General features: G+C 56.8%; 13 protein-coding genes and 1 tRNA gene. 4 read left to right on the top strand and 10 right to left on the bottom strand.

Going from position 1 to position 13,668, the window contains the following annotated elements:
- Positions 1 to 6 precede the first annotated feature (6 nt).
- Positions 7 to 921: a DUF7146 domain-containing protein gene (locus tag AC0V6O_RS01540; protein ID WP_486141203.1), complete on the bottom strand. Its 915-nt coding sequence runs from the start codon at positions 919 to 921 to the stop codon at positions 7 to 9.
- A gap of 139 nt (positions 922 to 1,060) precedes the next feature.
- Here AC0V6O_RS01540 and AC0V6O_RS01535 point away from each other — a divergent pair, with 139 nt between their 5' ends.
- On the top strand, positions 1,061 to 1,633 hold the full coding sequence (locus tag AC0V6O_RS01535; protein WP_379553727.1) for a transglycosylase SLT domain-containing protein: 573 nt from the start codon (positions 1,061 to 1,063) through the stop codon (positions 1,631 to 1,633).
- A 25-nt stretch (positions 1,634 to 1,658) separates the two neighbouring features.
- Here the strand turns inward: AC0V6O_RS01535 and AC0V6O_RS01530 are convergent, their stop codons facing one another.
- Both AC0V6O_RS01530 and AC0V6O_RS01525 read right to left on the bottom strand, forming a co-directional pair.
- The gene (locus AC0V6O_RS01530) at positions 1,659 to 2,876 is read right to left on the bottom strand and encodes a tyrosine-type recombinase/integrase (RefSeq protein ID WP_472621184.1); all 1,218 of its coding nucleotides are present in this window, start codon (positions 2,874 to 2,876) and stop codon (positions 1,659 to 1,661) included.
- 166 nt (positions 2,877 to 3,042) lie between these two features.
- Positions 3,043 to 3,129 (bottom strand) — tRNA-Leu (locus tag AC0V6O_RS01525).
- Between the two features lie 181 nt (positions 3,130 to 3,310).
- Here AC0V6O_RS01525 and AC0V6O_RS01520 point away from each other — a divergent pair.
- The gene (locus tag AC0V6O_RS01520) at positions 3,311 to 4,264 is read left to right on the top strand and encodes a complex I NDUFA9 subunit family protein (protein WP_486141202.1); all 954 of its coding nucleotides are present in this window, start codon (positions 3,311 to 3,313) and stop codon (positions 4,262 to 4,264) included.
- Here AC0V6O_RS01520 and AC0V6O_RS01515 read toward each other — a convergent pair whose 3' ends face one another.
- Both AC0V6O_RS01515 and AC0V6O_RS01510 read right to left on the bottom strand, forming a co-directional pair.
- On the bottom strand, positions 4,265 to 4,759 hold the full coding sequence (locus AC0V6O_RS01515) for an NfeD family protein (protein WP_486141201.1): 495 nt from the start codon (positions 4,757 to 4,759) through the stop codon (positions 4,265 to 4,267).
- Entirely contained in the window at positions 4,756 to 5,745 is a 990-nt protein-coding gene (locus AC0V6O_RS01510; RefSeq protein WP_486141200.1) for an SPFH domain-containing protein, read from the bottom strand. The genes AC0V6O_RS01515 and AC0V6O_RS01510 overlap by 4 nt, the downstream gene beginning before the upstream one ends.
- 191 nt (positions 5,746 to 5,936) lie before the next feature.
- Between AC0V6O_RS01510 and AC0V6O_RS01505 the strand changes: the two genes are divergently transcribed.
- Positions 5,937 to 8,081, top strand: a complete 2,145-nt coding sequence (locus tag AC0V6O_RS01505) for a PQQ-dependent dehydrogenase, methanol/ethanol family (RefSeq protein WP_486141199.1) — start codon at positions 5,937 to 5,939, stop codon at positions 8,079 to 8,081.
- Between the two features lie 20 nt (positions 8,082 to 8,101).
- Positions 8,102 to 8,551, top strand: a complete 450-nt coding sequence (locus AC0V6O_RS01500; RefSeq protein ID WP_486141198.1) for a protein tyrosine phosphatase family protein — start codon at positions 8,102 to 8,104, stop codon at positions 8,549 to 8,551.
- Here the strand turns inward: AC0V6O_RS01500 and purU are convergent.
- The 5 genes from purU to AC0V6O_RS01475 form a co-directional block, all read right to left on the bottom strand.
- Positions 8,541 to 9,419 (bottom strand): formyltetrahydrofolate deformylase, encoded by an 879-nt coding sequence (gene purU, locus AC0V6O_RS01495; protein ID WP_486141197.1) that lies wholly within the window; start codon positions 9,417 to 9,419, stop codon positions 8,541 to 8,543. The genes AC0V6O_RS01500 and purU overlap by 11 nt on opposite strands.
- 1 nt (position 9,420) lies before the next feature.
- Positions 9,421 to 10,431 (bottom strand): NAD(P)H-dependent flavin oxidoreductase, encoded by a 1,011-nt coding sequence (locus AC0V6O_RS01490; protein WP_486141196.1) that lies wholly within the window; start codon positions 10,429 to 10,431, stop codon positions 9,421 to 9,423.
- Positions 10,432 to 10,451: 20 nt separating this feature from the next.
- Positions 10,452 to 11,633: a formate-dependent phosphoribosylglycinamide formyltransferase gene (purT, locus tag AC0V6O_RS01485; protein WP_486141195.1), complete on the bottom strand. Its 1,182-nt coding sequence runs from the start codon at positions 11,631 to 11,633 to the stop codon at positions 10,452 to 10,454.
- Positions 11,634 to 11,642: 9 nt separating this feature from the next.
- Entirely contained in the window at positions 11,643 to 12,611 is a 969-nt protein-coding gene (locus tag AC0V6O_RS01480) for a sensor domain-containing diguanylate cyclase (protein WP_486141194.1), read from the bottom strand.
- A 334-nt stretch (positions 12,612 to 12,945) separates the two neighbouring features.
- Positions 12,946 to 13,635: a helix-turn-helix domain-containing protein gene (locus AC0V6O_RS01475; protein ID WP_486141193.1), complete on the bottom strand. Its 690-nt coding sequence runs from the start codon at positions 13,633 to 13,635 to the stop codon at positions 12,946 to 12,948.
- Positions 13,636 to 13,668 lie beyond the last annotated feature (33 nt).

The following is a 13,668-nucleotide window of genomic DNA, read 5'->3' as shown; positions in this document are numbered from 1 at the left end:
TCTCCTCTAAGTTTTGCTCTTTCGGAGCAGCCACGTCTGCAGTTCATCGTTCCAGTCTTCGCCTCGCGATCTGACCTTGCGGATCAGGATTTTGCGATTGGGTGAAACGTAGGCTTCCAGTCCGCGAGTTGCCGCGAGTTCTCCACCTGCGTCGTGATCGACGAAGAGATGTAGCTCGCTCACGCTCTCGGGGATGGCAACCAGGCCGAAGCGTTCATTGCCCATCGTTGCCCATGTTGGGATCCCGGTAAGCGCATAGGCCGACATCGCGCTTTCAATGCCTTCGGCGAGACCAAGCCTTCCCTCGGCGGGTGCGAACAGACGGACTGCCGCCTTGCCGAGAGACCCCAGAGCACGTTTCGGCTTGGCAAACGATGCCTGCGTATTGCCGGAATGCGACAGGAAAGTCCGGTGAACGGCAATCGGCCCCTCGTCGAGGCTGACCGAAGCGATCATCGCCGGCAAAAAGCGCGCGCGACCTTTCGGTCCAAGCGGTGTGCGCGGATGAAACCTCAGCGCATGGGAGGTTGCGAGGATGCCGCGCTCTTCGAGATATGCCTTGGCAGGACTTCGCTGCAGCGGTCGGGCATCGCGCCAGATGCGGAGTGCTGCAGCTGATGGCTTGCTGGAATAGCTCGGCTGGAACGGAAATTCGTCAGAAGAACCTGAGAATAGAGCTGAGGTCTCGATCCCTTCACGGGCGAGGGCAGCGAGCACGCTCGCCTGATCACACCCTGCGAAACAATGTAGGAGGATCGCCTTTCGGCCAAGCGTGACACCGAGCGAAGGCGTGCGGTCATCGTGCGCTGGACAACGGGCCATGCCCTTGGTGCCAGACCACTTCCCGCCGCGGCTCTCGCAGAGCTTGCGAGCGGTTTCCTCAAACGACGCGCGAGACTGATGGGAATTCGAAAAGGACATGCGAGCTCCTTAGTTGCTCAATTGCCCCTTCTGTCGCTTCCCTCTCCTCTTGTTGGTGCAACCAATCATATGGTTTCCTACACCCATACGTTCATAATATGTTCTCACGCCAGAATTATCAAGATTGAGAGATTGCGCAGTGAAAAGCTCGAAAATAGCGATCGGGATAGGTACGCTAGGACTGGCAGTCCCAAGCTGCGCCATCGCGCAAGAATTCCAGATTTTCGATCACGTTATGGGGTCGGTTGAAAGCGCGTCAGACCGACGAGCGGACGTTCAATACGATCCTAGAAGTCAGAAATCGCAGATTGAACGAAGCTTCAAAGAGGCGCTCTACGAGCCTCTGATCCGTCAAGCAGAAGCTCGTCACCGCTTGCCGCCAAGGCTCCTCCAAGCGTTAGTCTGGCAAGAATCACGGTTCAATCCGATGGCAATCAGCCCAGCAGGGGCGGCTGGATTAGCCCAGCTCATGCCAGCAACAGCACGGGAGCTCGGGGTTACCAATCGGCATGACCCCGCTCAAAACATCGATGGCGGCGCAAGATATTTGCGGCAGATGCTCGATCAGTTCGGTGCGATCCATCTCGCATTGGCAGCCTACAATGCTGGCCCAGGTGCCGTATCGCGAGCAGGAGGCATTCCGAAAAATCGAGAAACCCCAGGATATGTGAGAAACGTTATCCGGCGATGGATGGCATACGCCAAACAATGAGCGCGATCTTGAAGAAGCTCAAGAGTTAGCTCGCTTTCAGAAATACCAAGTCACCGCCCAACTTGAGGCTATCAAGATAGTCACTCCACCACTGCGACATCTTTACGCGCTCAGACCAGTGCTTACCTCGATGATAAACACCGCGGATCGCATTACTGTCTCCGTGCGCAAGCGCGCGCTCAATCGCGTCTGAGCTCCATTTTCCGCTTTCATTGAGCAGGGTGGATGCGGTCGCCCTCAACCCATGCGCGGTGACCTCCTCCTTGCTAAACCCCATCCTTCTAAAGGCTGCGTTCAAAGCGTTTTCACTCATGGGACGTAGACCGGACCGGGCTGATGGAAACACATAACCTGATTTACCCATCATGGTGCCGAGCTCTTCGAAAAGGCTGATGACCTGCTTTGAGAGCGGAACCGCGTGCGCGCGCCGCGCTTTCATCTTGCCTGCTGGGATCCGCCAGACGCCTTCATCAAGGTCAAACTCCGCCCAATCAGCATGCCTCAGTTCACCAGGACGCACAAAAACATGCGGGGCAATCTTCAACGCAAACTTTGTGAGAGCGTAACCTTCAAAGTCGTCGATAGCTCTCAACAGCCCGCCTAGCTTCTCTGGATCAAGAATGGCGGCGTAGTGCGTCGGCTTTGGCGTGATGAGCGCTCCCTTCAACAGCGAAGTTGGATCAGATTTGCACCGAGTTGTCGCCACCCCATACCGAAATACCCGTCCTGCAAATGATCGACATTTTTTTGCCGTCTCGTGCTTCCCAGTAGCTTCAAGACGCTTCAAAGGCGCGAGCACTTCGAAAGGTTCGATCTCGTGGATCGGCCGATTTCCGATCGCTGGTGTCAGCTTATCAAGAAAGTAGTTCGCCTTGACGATAGTCGCTTCAGCGCGGCCATTCTGAACCATGATCTGCTCTATGTACTCGCGGGCGACCGCCTCGAAAGTACTCGCCGAAAGAAACTCATCCCTAATCTTCTGTTTGCGCTTCTCCACCGCTGGGTCGCCGCCAGAAGCTATGGTCTGCCTCGCTTCCATTGCTGCTTCTCGCGCATCCTTGAGGCTTACCACAGGGTAGCCGCCGAGCGACACCTTCTTTTGCGCTTTTCCAATTCGATATCGAAACCGCCAATGTTTGCCACCAGCGGGTGTGACCTCGATATATAGGCCACGCTCGTCAGCGACCTTGTAAGGCTTTGCCTTCGGTTTGAGGGCTCGGAGTCTGGTATCCGTCAGAGGCATGTGTGGGCCTTTTCATTTGGGCCTTTTGCAAAAGGCCCACAAAAGGCCCGCAAAAATGTCTGGATCGGCCGAGAACAGGTGGGACGATCCGGAACGATCCAAGGGCCAAACCCCTTGGATTTCTGCGGTTTTTATAGATTATCTGAGAGAACAAGGGAAGAACAAATGGTGCCCAGAAGAGGACTCGAACCTCCACATCCTTGCGAATACTAGCACCTGAAGCTAGCGCGTCTACCAATTCCGCCATCTGGGCACACCTGCTCGCGGCGCTGTAAGAGCGTACTCGCGGTGAGGGCGGGCCAATAGCGATGTGCGCGCCCTACTGTCAACGCCAATACGCATACCAAGTCGCTAAGTGATCGCGGCACTTGCAGTGGTGCGCGGCTTAGGACATGGGGAAGCGAGACTATTCAAGGCTGGGAAAGCACAGGCAAATGCCCAAATCAGACCTCTTTCAAGATCAGCTAGTCACCGTATTCGGTGGCGGCGGCTTTATCGGCAATTATGTCGCGCAAAGCCTGTTGGAGCGCGGCGCGCGCCTCCGCATTGCAAGCCGCAATCCTGAAAATGGGTTTTCACTGAAACCACTCGCCAATCTCGGTCAACTTCAATTCGCGCGGTGCGACATCACCAATGAGGCCAGTGTGGCCGCCGCGATTGATGGCGCGAGCTATGTGGTCAATTTGGTCGGCACATTTAGTGGCGACCAGTCCAAGGTTATGGGTGAGGCACCTGGTACGATGGCTAGGCTCGCTAAAGAGGCAGGCGTGAAAGCGTTTGTGCATGTCAGCGCAATCGGTCCCGACGCCAATTCGAGTGCTGAATATGCCCGTGCCAAGGCGCAAGGCGAAGAAAGTGTAACGGCCGCTTTTCCCAAGGCGACCATCCTACGCCCTTCGATTGTGTTCGGAAAAGACGACAATTTCCTCAATATGTTTGGCTCAATGATTGCGAACCTGCCCGCGCTCCCGGTCTTTGCGCCTGAGGCGAAACTGCAATTGGTGTTCGCCGATGATGTGGCCGAGGCAGTCCTGCGCACCCTTGAAGAGCCAGCAAAGCATGGCGGCAAGACCTTTGAGCTTGGCGGACCGGAGCAGCTTAGCATGATGGAAATCAATCAGCGGATCGCCGCTGCTCAGGGCCGGACGCGCAAATTCATCGCCATGCCGGATGGCGTTTCGGCAATGTTTGCGGCCCTACCCGGCACACCGATGAGCCGGGATCAATGGAAGCTACTCAAATTGGGATCTGTCACTTCCGGCAACCGTCCGGGCTTCAAAGAGCTGGGCATCAAGCCGAAGCCGCTTGGCCTGTTTCTGGACAAATGGATGGTTCGATATCGCAAATTTGGCCGGTTTGGCCTGAGCAATGAGCGCGCCGCCAGTTAGTTAGCTGGACTCTTCCTCCACGCCGGTTGGCGAACCGTCTGCGATTGCGTGAGCGACCTCAACAAGCAGCACAGCTCCTTCACTGCCAGTGATACGGACCCGCTGTCCAACGTCCAAATCTGGTCCGCGGGCGAGCCATTCGCTGTCGCCATGCTTGATCCGACCAGAGCCGCCTTCAAAGGCTTGCGTCACAACAGCGCTCTCGCCAATCAATTGCGCACCGCGATGGTTGAGCATCGGATCGGCGCTCTTGATCGGTTGGTCCCGCAGAAATCGCCGCGCGCTGAACACGGCGATCAAGGACAGCGATACAAAGATTACAACCTGGCTGGGTAGTCCGAGATCGAGGCCGAATGTAAGCAGACCAGTGACGATCGCGGCAACTGCAAGCCAGATGAGATAGACGCCCGGCACCAGCATTTCGAGCGCGGCTAAGACCAGGCCGAACGCGACCCATATCCAATGCGGATCGAAGGAACCCCAATCGTCCATCATTTGTCGCCTGTACGTGGCACAGTGGTGCGAGCGCGTGATTTCGGCAGAGGCGCTCCAACGTTGGTTGTAACATCGCCTTCAGCAGGGCTAACCGCCTCGCGCACCAATTCGCCGATCCCGCCGAGCGAACCGATCAGCTGGGTTGCCTCAACCGGGAACAGAATCGTCTTGGCATTGGCGCTATCCGCAAACTTGCCAATCGCCTTGGTGTATTCCTGCGCAACAAAGTAGTTGATCGCCTGGCTGCCTGAGGAGGCGATGGCGTCTGACACCATTTGGGTTGCCTTAGCCTCTGCTTCGGCAGCGCGTTCGCGCGCTTCTGCATCACGGAATGCGGCTTCTTTCGTGCCTTCCGCTTGCAGGATGGCAGATTGCTTGTCACCTTCGGCGCGCAGGATGTTGGATGCACGGTCGCCTTCTGCTTCGAGAATTTCTGCACGTTTGACGCGCTCCGCCTTCATTTGCCGCGCCATGGCCTCTGAAATATCACGTGGTGGACGGATATCTTTGATCTCTACGCGCGTGATCTTAATGCCCCATGGTGAGGTGGCGTGATCCACGACGCTTAGCAGACGCGCATTGATTTCATCACGCTTAGAAAGTGTCTCATCAAGGTCCATAGACCCCATCACTGTACGTAAGTTGGTCGTCGTCAGTGCCATGATCGCATTGTAAAGGTTGGCCACCTCATACGCCGCCTTACCAGCGTCGAGCACTTGGAAAAACACCACCGCATCGACGCCGACCATGGCGTTATCCTTGGTGATGATCTCTTGACCGGGAATGTCTAGCACCTGCTCCATCACATTCACTTTCTGCCCTACTCGTTGCATGAACGGATAGATGATGTGAAAACCAGGCTCGGCAGCCTTAGTGTATTTGCCGAATGTCTCGACTGTGTAGACGAAGCCTTGTTTGACCACGAGAACACCCATGACCAAGAAGACAATTAGCACCAGCAGCAATGCACCAAGCACGTATTCCATGAATTCAAACTCCCCTTTGGCCCTAAACTCGGTAATCTAGAAATCACCGCAGACCGAACTGCATTTAACCTAACCCAGCCGTGCGCAATAGCAAAGGCCCGCATCCCCAACCGACTCGGCCCCTCAGATTCCGAAGATGGACAAGCGCATGAATGCACGGCAACATGCCAGCCTGAGGGAGAGGCGAGATAATGATAAGAACAGGGTTTGCGCTGGCGGTATCGATCGCTTTGGCGAGTTGCGGAATACTCGAAGAAGGCGAAGCAGAAGGCGGGATCACCCACGCGGCATTGGTCAACGCTGGCGACAATGACGCGGATTGGATCACCCATGGCCGCACATATTCGGAACAACGCTACTCCCCGCTTCAGCAAATCAATGCAGAGACAATAGGCGATTTGGGACTCGAATGGTTCGCCGATATGGACACCGCGCGCGGCCAAGAGGCGACCCCGCTCGTGATGGACGGCAAGCTGTACCTGACCACCGCATGGAGCAAAGTCCGCGCCTTCAATGCCGCTTCTGGCGAGCCGCTATGGGACTATGATCCCAAAGTGCCCGGGGAGACAGCGGTCAAAGCTTGCTGCGATGTTGTTAACCGGGGCCTCGCCGCTTGGGGGAACAAACTGTTCCTAGGCACTCTTGATGGACGTCTGATCGCGCTCAACCGCGACAACGGCAAAGTTGAGTGGGAGACGGTGACCGTAGACCAATCCCAATCGTACACGGTAACCGGCGCGCCGCGGATCATCGATGGCAAAGTCATCATCGGCAACGGCGGCGCAGAATTTGGGGTACGCGGATATGTTGCGGCCTATAATGTGGAGAATGGCGAGGAGCTGTGGCGCTTCTATACCGTTCCAGAAGGCAATGAAGGTGAGGCATCCCCTGAATATCTGAAGGCGGCGGCTGAAACATGGAGCGGCAATGCCCTCGTCGGCGAAGACGCGATTGGCGGTGGCGGCACCGTCTGGGACTCGATGGCCTATGATCCAGATTTAGACCTGCTTTATATCGGTGTTGGCAATGGCTCCCCATGGAACCGGGCCTATCGTTCGCCTGGTGAGGACGGGACAGGCGAAGGCGATAACCTCTATCTATCGTCGATAGTCGCGATCCGACCGAGCACTGGTGAATATGTGTGGCACTATCAAACCACGCCGGGCGAGACCTGGGATTACACCGCGACCCAGCACATAATCCTGGCCGATATGGAGATTGATGGCACCGAGCGTCAGGTGTTGATGCAAGCGCCCAAGAACGGGTTCTTTTATGTGATCGACCGCGCAACCGGAGAGTTTATCTCGGCGGAACCTTATGTGGCGGTGAATTGGGCAAGCGGGATTGACAAAGATGGCCGCCCGATTGAAAACCCAGAAACCCGCGTCGACAAAACCGGCAAGCCAGCAATTGTTACGCCGGGCGCACTCGGCGGGCACAATTGGCACCCGATGGCCTATCACCCCGGTGAAAACTTGGTTTACATCCCGGCGTTTGAGGCGGCCATGGTTTATGCGCCCGAGGCAAATTGGAAGCCCGACCGCGCGCGCGGTTTCAATATCGGATTTAACCTGGGCGCTGGCGACTTGCCGCCAGATCTGGGCATTCGCCGCGAAGTGGTTGGCACGCTGAAGGGCAGGCTGGTCGCATGGGATCCGGTTAGCCAAGAGGCGAAATGGACCGTCGATCATCCTGGACCTTGGAATGGCGGCTTGCTCGCAACGGGCGGTGGCCTGGTTTTCCAAGGCACAGCAGGCAGCGAGTTCAACGCCTATAGCGCAGCGACAGGCGACAAAGTCTGGAGCTTTGGAGCGCAGACAGGCGTGGTCGCCCCGCCCATCACCTACACTGTTGATGGCGAGCAATATGTCGCTGTGCTGGCCGGTTGGGGCGGCGCCTACGCGATCACGGTTGATGGCGGGATCCTCAATGATCTTGCACCTGTGCGAAACATCAGCCGACTGCTCGTCTTCAAGCTTGGTGGTGAAGCGGAACTGCCGCCAGAGCCTGAGCTTGCAGCGCTGCCCCTTGATCCTCCAGCGAGCCGCGCAGACGAACAGACCATTGCATTAGGAGCGCAAAAATATGCTCGCTATTGCGCTGTATGCCACGCGCCTGCAGCCGTTGGTTCTACGGTGCTGCCTGACCTCAGACGCTCAGGAACGCTCGGCAACAAGCAAAGCTGGATGGCAGTCGTCGGCGACGGGATATTGAAAGACAACGGCATGGTGAGCTTTGCTGAATCGCTTTCACCCGAAGAGATCGAAGCCGTCCGTGCCTATGTGATCCACCGCGCCAACGAGGATAAGGCGATAGAGCCAGATTCAGCTCTCTAGATCTCGCAGCATTGGCAGAAATGACCGCCCCAGATGACATCCGCAATTGGCAACGCAGACCAGACGGGGTGACCACGTCGGGAAAGCTCGAGCCGGGCGATCCGGCACGGCTTGCTGCGCTCGGGATAAAGCACATCGTAAACCTCGCTCTCGACGATCATCCAGAGGCTTTGCAGAACGAAGGAGTTCTACTTGAACGCGAGGGGATAAAGTACACGCACATCCCCGTACCCTTTGACGCGCCAACTCGCTGCCATATCCGACAAATGCGTGAGGCATTGGACAAGATTGATGGCCCGGTCCATGTCCATTGCATCATGAACTACCGGGTCACCGCGTTCTTCTATGTACTCGATCGTGAACGGGGAGTTCCCGAAGCTGAGGCACGGGCACTAATGCAGCAAGTCTGGGACCCATTAACCAGCGATCTTCCAGCGACGGAGCCCTGGAGAACACTGCTTAGCCTCTGAACACTACCGTACGGCTATCGTTTAGCAGCACCCGCTCCTCGACAAACAACCGGACAGCTTCGGCCAGGACGCGACGCTCAATATCGCGCCCTTTGCGCACCAGATCATCAGGCTGATCGGCATGACTGATCGGCTCGACATCCTGGTGGATGATCGGTCCCTCATCGAGGTCCGGCGTGACGAAATGCGCGGTCGCCCCTATCATCTTTACGCCGCGCGCGTGCGCCTGATGATAGGGCCGCGCCCCTTTGAATCCAGGCAAGAAGCTGTGATGGATATTAATGCAGCGCCCGGCAAAATTCTGCGACTGCTCGTCTGAGAAAATCTGCATGTAGCGCGCCAAGACCACCAGTTCGGCGCCCACGTCTTCGGCAATCTGGCGCATCTGCGCTTCTTGCTGCGGCTTCGTCTCTTTGGTGATGGGCAGATGAAAGAATGGCACATCGCCGATTTCACTGTGGGACACTGCTTCACGAGGGTGGTTGGAGACTATGGCAACTGGTTCGATGTTGAGCTCGCCTGTGCGCCAGCGATACAGCAGATCGGCAAGGCAATGGTCAAACTTGCTGACCATGATGAGAACGCGGCGCGGCCGATCACGTAATGCGAGCTTCCAGCGCATGCCATATTCACCAGCAAACACGCCGAATTCTTCACGCAGATCTTTGCTCAAACGACCAGCCGGATCAAACGCCACACGCATGAAAAAGCGATCGCTGGTGCGATCGTTGAACTGTTGCGCTTCGAGGATATTGCAACCGCGCTCAAACAGAAACGCCGTAACCCGCGCGGTGATGCCCGGTTGATCAGCGCAATCAAGCGTAAGGATCAAGGCATGGCTGCCTGATTGCTCGTCCGAATGAGCCATCCTATCTGCCCTCCAGGGCGGCCTCGCATTCGCGCATCAGGGACGCGATGATATCAGCGGCGGGTTCTTCCGCCTTTACCATCCCGACGCTCTGGCCGGCCATGAGGCTGCCATTCTCAACATCGCCGTCGATCACTGCACGGCGCAATGCGCCCGCCCAATAATGCTCGATCTGCAATTGTGCCTCGCCCATATCGACCTCGTCCCGGTCCAGCATCCCGGCAACCTCAATCTGTTTGGCAGTGAACTCTTCCGTGCCCTTGTTCTTAAGCGCACGTACCGGGATCACGGGCAGGCGTGGATCGACCTGAACGCTGGCATCGGCATCGCGCGCCTTGGCACGGAAGAAGGCCTTCTTGAAATCGGGATGTGCGATGCTCTCGGCCGCGCAGGCAAAACGCGTGCCTAACTGAACACCGCAAGCACCCATCTCAAGATAGCTCGCAATCGCCTCGCCCCGGCCAATGCCGCCAGCAACAAACACCAAGTGATCTTCGGCCAATTCTGGCAGGAATTCCTGCGCCAAGACACTGGTTGAAACTGGACCGATATGGCCGCCTGCCTCCATGCCCTCGATCACCAATGCATCACCGCCGGAACGCAGCAGCTTCTTTGCCAAGGCGAGCGTTGGGGCAAAAACGATCACTTTCGCGCCGAATTCCTTGATCGCCTCGACACTACCTTTGGGCGGGATACCGCCTGCCAGTACCACGTGCGTGACGCCATGCTTGCCGCACACTGCGATCAGATCGAACAATTGCGGATGCATAGTGATCAGGTTCACGCCGAATGGCTTGCCGGTCATCGTTTTTGTCGCCGCAATCTCTGTATCAAGCAGCTCTGGCGTCATCGCCCCGCAGGCGATCACACCAAACCCGCCAGCATTTGAAATTGCCGATACGAGATTACGCTCTGACACCCAGCTCATCGCGCCGCAAAGGATCGCAGTTTCGCAGCCAAGAAAATCGGTTCCGCGCTGCATCAGGGCCGCGCTCTTTGAATAATCACTCATGTTTGAGGCGATTAGAGGCCTCAATCGCGATAGGCAATGCGCACCTTGCTCGCGGCCTCACCGGCCAGCTTGCGAGCGGCATCGGTGTCGTCTGCTTTGGCGAGCGAAACCGCCATACGGCGATAGGGCCGCGTGACAGGCTTTCCAAAGATGCGAACATCCACCTGCTGCTCGCTGAGAGCGAGAGCATCAGCCACTCCTTCAAAGTGGAAATCTGAACTGTCTCGGTCGGCCAAGATCACCGCTGAGGCAGAGGGACGCGCAGCAATCTCCGCGGGGATGGGCAAGCCTAAAATAGCGCGGGCATGCAGATCAAACTCGCTTAGATCCTGCGAGATCAACGTTACCATCCCTGTATCATGCGGGCGCGGGCTCAGCTCTGAGAAGATCACCTCTTCCCCGCGCACAAAGAATTCGACCCCGAACAGACCGAGGCCGCGTCCCTTGCCGCCAAGCTCCGTCACCACTCTAGATGCCATCTCTTGCGCTTTGGCCAGCGCTGCGGGGCTCATCGCGGCAGGTTGCCAGCTTTCCTGATAATCACCGCGTTCCTGACGGTGGCCGATGGGCGGGCAGAAGCTGATCCCGCCAGCATGGCGCACGGTCAGCAAGGTGATTTCATAGTCGAAGTCGATGAATTGTTCGACAATCACGCGCCGCCGGTCCCCGCGCATGTTGTCGACCGCATAGTTCCAAGCCGCCTCCAGCCCAGCAGCCTCGTCAACCTTACTTTGCCCTTTGCCAGACGATGACATCACCGGCTTGATAACGCATGGGAAGCCGGCATGGGCCGCGCCCTCACGCACTTCGTCCAGGCTTTCGGCATAGCGGTAACGCGACGTTGTGAGGCCGAGTTGGTCAGCGGCCAAATCCCGGATGGCATCGCGGTTCATAGTCAACAGAGCTGCACGCGCCGAAGGCACGATGTTGAAACCATCGGCCTCCAACTCAGCCAAGACCTCGGTTCGGATCGCTTCGATTTCTGGGACGATAAGGTCAGGCTTGTGCCGGATCGCCACCTCACGGAGAGCCTCTCCATCCAGCATAGAAAAAACCTCACGCTCGTCAGCGACCTGCATCGCTGGCGCATTGTCATAGGCATCGCACGCGATAACGTGCGCGCCCAACCGCTTTGCTGAGATGACAAATTCGCGGCCCAATTCGCCCGAGCCAAGCAGAAGTATTATTGTTGTAAACGCCATTGCTAGCCCTTAGCGGGCTGCGAAGCTGACTCCAAGTTCGCCGACCAACGGCCGTTCACGAAAGACAATTGGCCCGCGGGTATCGCCGCTAACGCCGACGCGCATGCCGCCGCTAGCGCGCGCCATCACCAGAGCAAGCTCAGCCCGCTTGAACGCCTCATCAACGGTGGAGCTGAGTGTTGTTAGACCCACGCTGGCCGAAAGGCGCGGTTCGCCAGGTGTCGCGCCAATCGCCAGCGCCGCGAAAGTTTCCAACACATCCTCACACCATTCCCGGGCCTCTTCTGAAGTTAGGCCCGGCAGGCATACCGCAAAGCGGCCGCCATCGAGATGCGCAAGATCATAGTCTGGCTGCGACATTGCTTCGAGGAATTGCGCAAACGCCCACAGCACTTCTTCCGCCGCGCTCTGGCCATATTGCATGAAAATCGCGCGGAATCGGTCGAGTTCGAACAGAGCGAGTGCCCCGCCTTCATCACTCTTCTTCGCGCGCCGTAATTTCGCGGCGAAGACTTTGCTGTTGCAAAGGCCCGTCAAATGATCGGTCGTTGCGCTGGCATAGAGTTCACCTTCGAGCATGCGGCGATGTTCGACCGAGCGCAGCAGGCCAAGAGCGCCGCAGGTTGCGCCGTCATCATTGATGACAGGACGCAGGCTAAGCGAATGCCATTTGCCCTGGCCGACCAAACCCGTCTCGCCGGGTATCATAATTGGAAATTCGAAAGGCCCTTCTGGCGCATTATCGCTCATGGCGGCCGCGACAAAGGCGCGCAGGCCGTCCACATAATTAACGCAGGCCAAGTCAGCGATATGCGGCAGGAACAAGAGCTGACTGAGTTCAAGCCCCATTGCCTTAATGTTCGGTGATGCATGCTGAATGAAGCCATTCGCATCCAATTTTACGACAATGTCACCGGCAGCTTCGGCCAGTAGACCGTGCAGCTCGGCACCCTCTGTCGCGCTTAAACCAATTTCCATTGCCGTATTGCCCCCGGCTTTGACACCCCCGGGTCAAACCGTTCCAAAGTTAAATCAACAAATAAACTAACGAATGCGAGTAATCGCTATTGAAAAGCTCGCACTTGCGTTACTTTTCTGAAGTAGAGTTAGTTTAGTAAATTAACTTACCTAAAAAACGAATCAACCTCAGATATACTTACCACAATCTGAAAATTTGTTGGTATTCATACTAATACCCATTCATATCGGATTGTAAGGTTCTCAAAGGATTCTCTGCTTGGCATGCCGCATACGAATCAATGTTGAGTTTCTTCTACCTCAACTTGATCCTTATGTTTGTAAAACAATATTCTCAGAGCTCAATCATGATACGCACCTTATCCGGCGTCGTTCCGAGGCTGGTAGCAATACGTAAACGGCTCTCATTGATGATCGCAGTGCTATCATCAGGTGTGGCTGCACCGGACAAATCATCGGTTGAAACGCCCAACACCTGAGCGATCGCATCAAGCCGATCTGGTAGCGGGCGCGCTTTACCTTTCTCCCATGCCCACACGGTCGGCTTGCTAACCCCAAGGTATTCAGCAACTTGAGCGAGGGTAAGGCTGCGTTCCTTGCGCAAGCGCGACAATTTGAGACCAAGGGTCTCATTGGTGACTGGAGTCATCGCCGCAATAGCAGCGGTCGTTCCGATCGCCTCTGGCAGCGGTGCGTCTGAGCGCAATTCAGCCGCAGCCAAGGCCGCAGGACTAAGGGCTTTCGCGAAGGCACATCCGAACAATGAACCGCTGACCCAGACGATCTCTGCGACCACCTCGCCAATCTGTGGAAGCTCCACAGCCAGCGTTTCCCCGCGTACGATAGGCAGGGCCGTTTCGACCAGCAAGCCCGTTGCCGAGATGTTATGGACGGTAACATTCGCGTTCACGCCGCCGGGCAAAACGCCGCTGGTCTCTAGGCGCAGCTCGCGCCGTGGCTCATCGCGTTGTCCATCAGAACTGTAGGCAGGCTCAATTGGGCCCAGATGCGCTCTCAACACCATAGTCGCGACTCCTTTGCGAGCCACAAATCTTGC

Source organism: Erythrobacter sp. JB2-19 (assembly GCF_057365005.1).
Note: the sequence above shows the minus strand (reverse complement) of the source record. Positions and strands in the feature narration are given on the sequence as shown.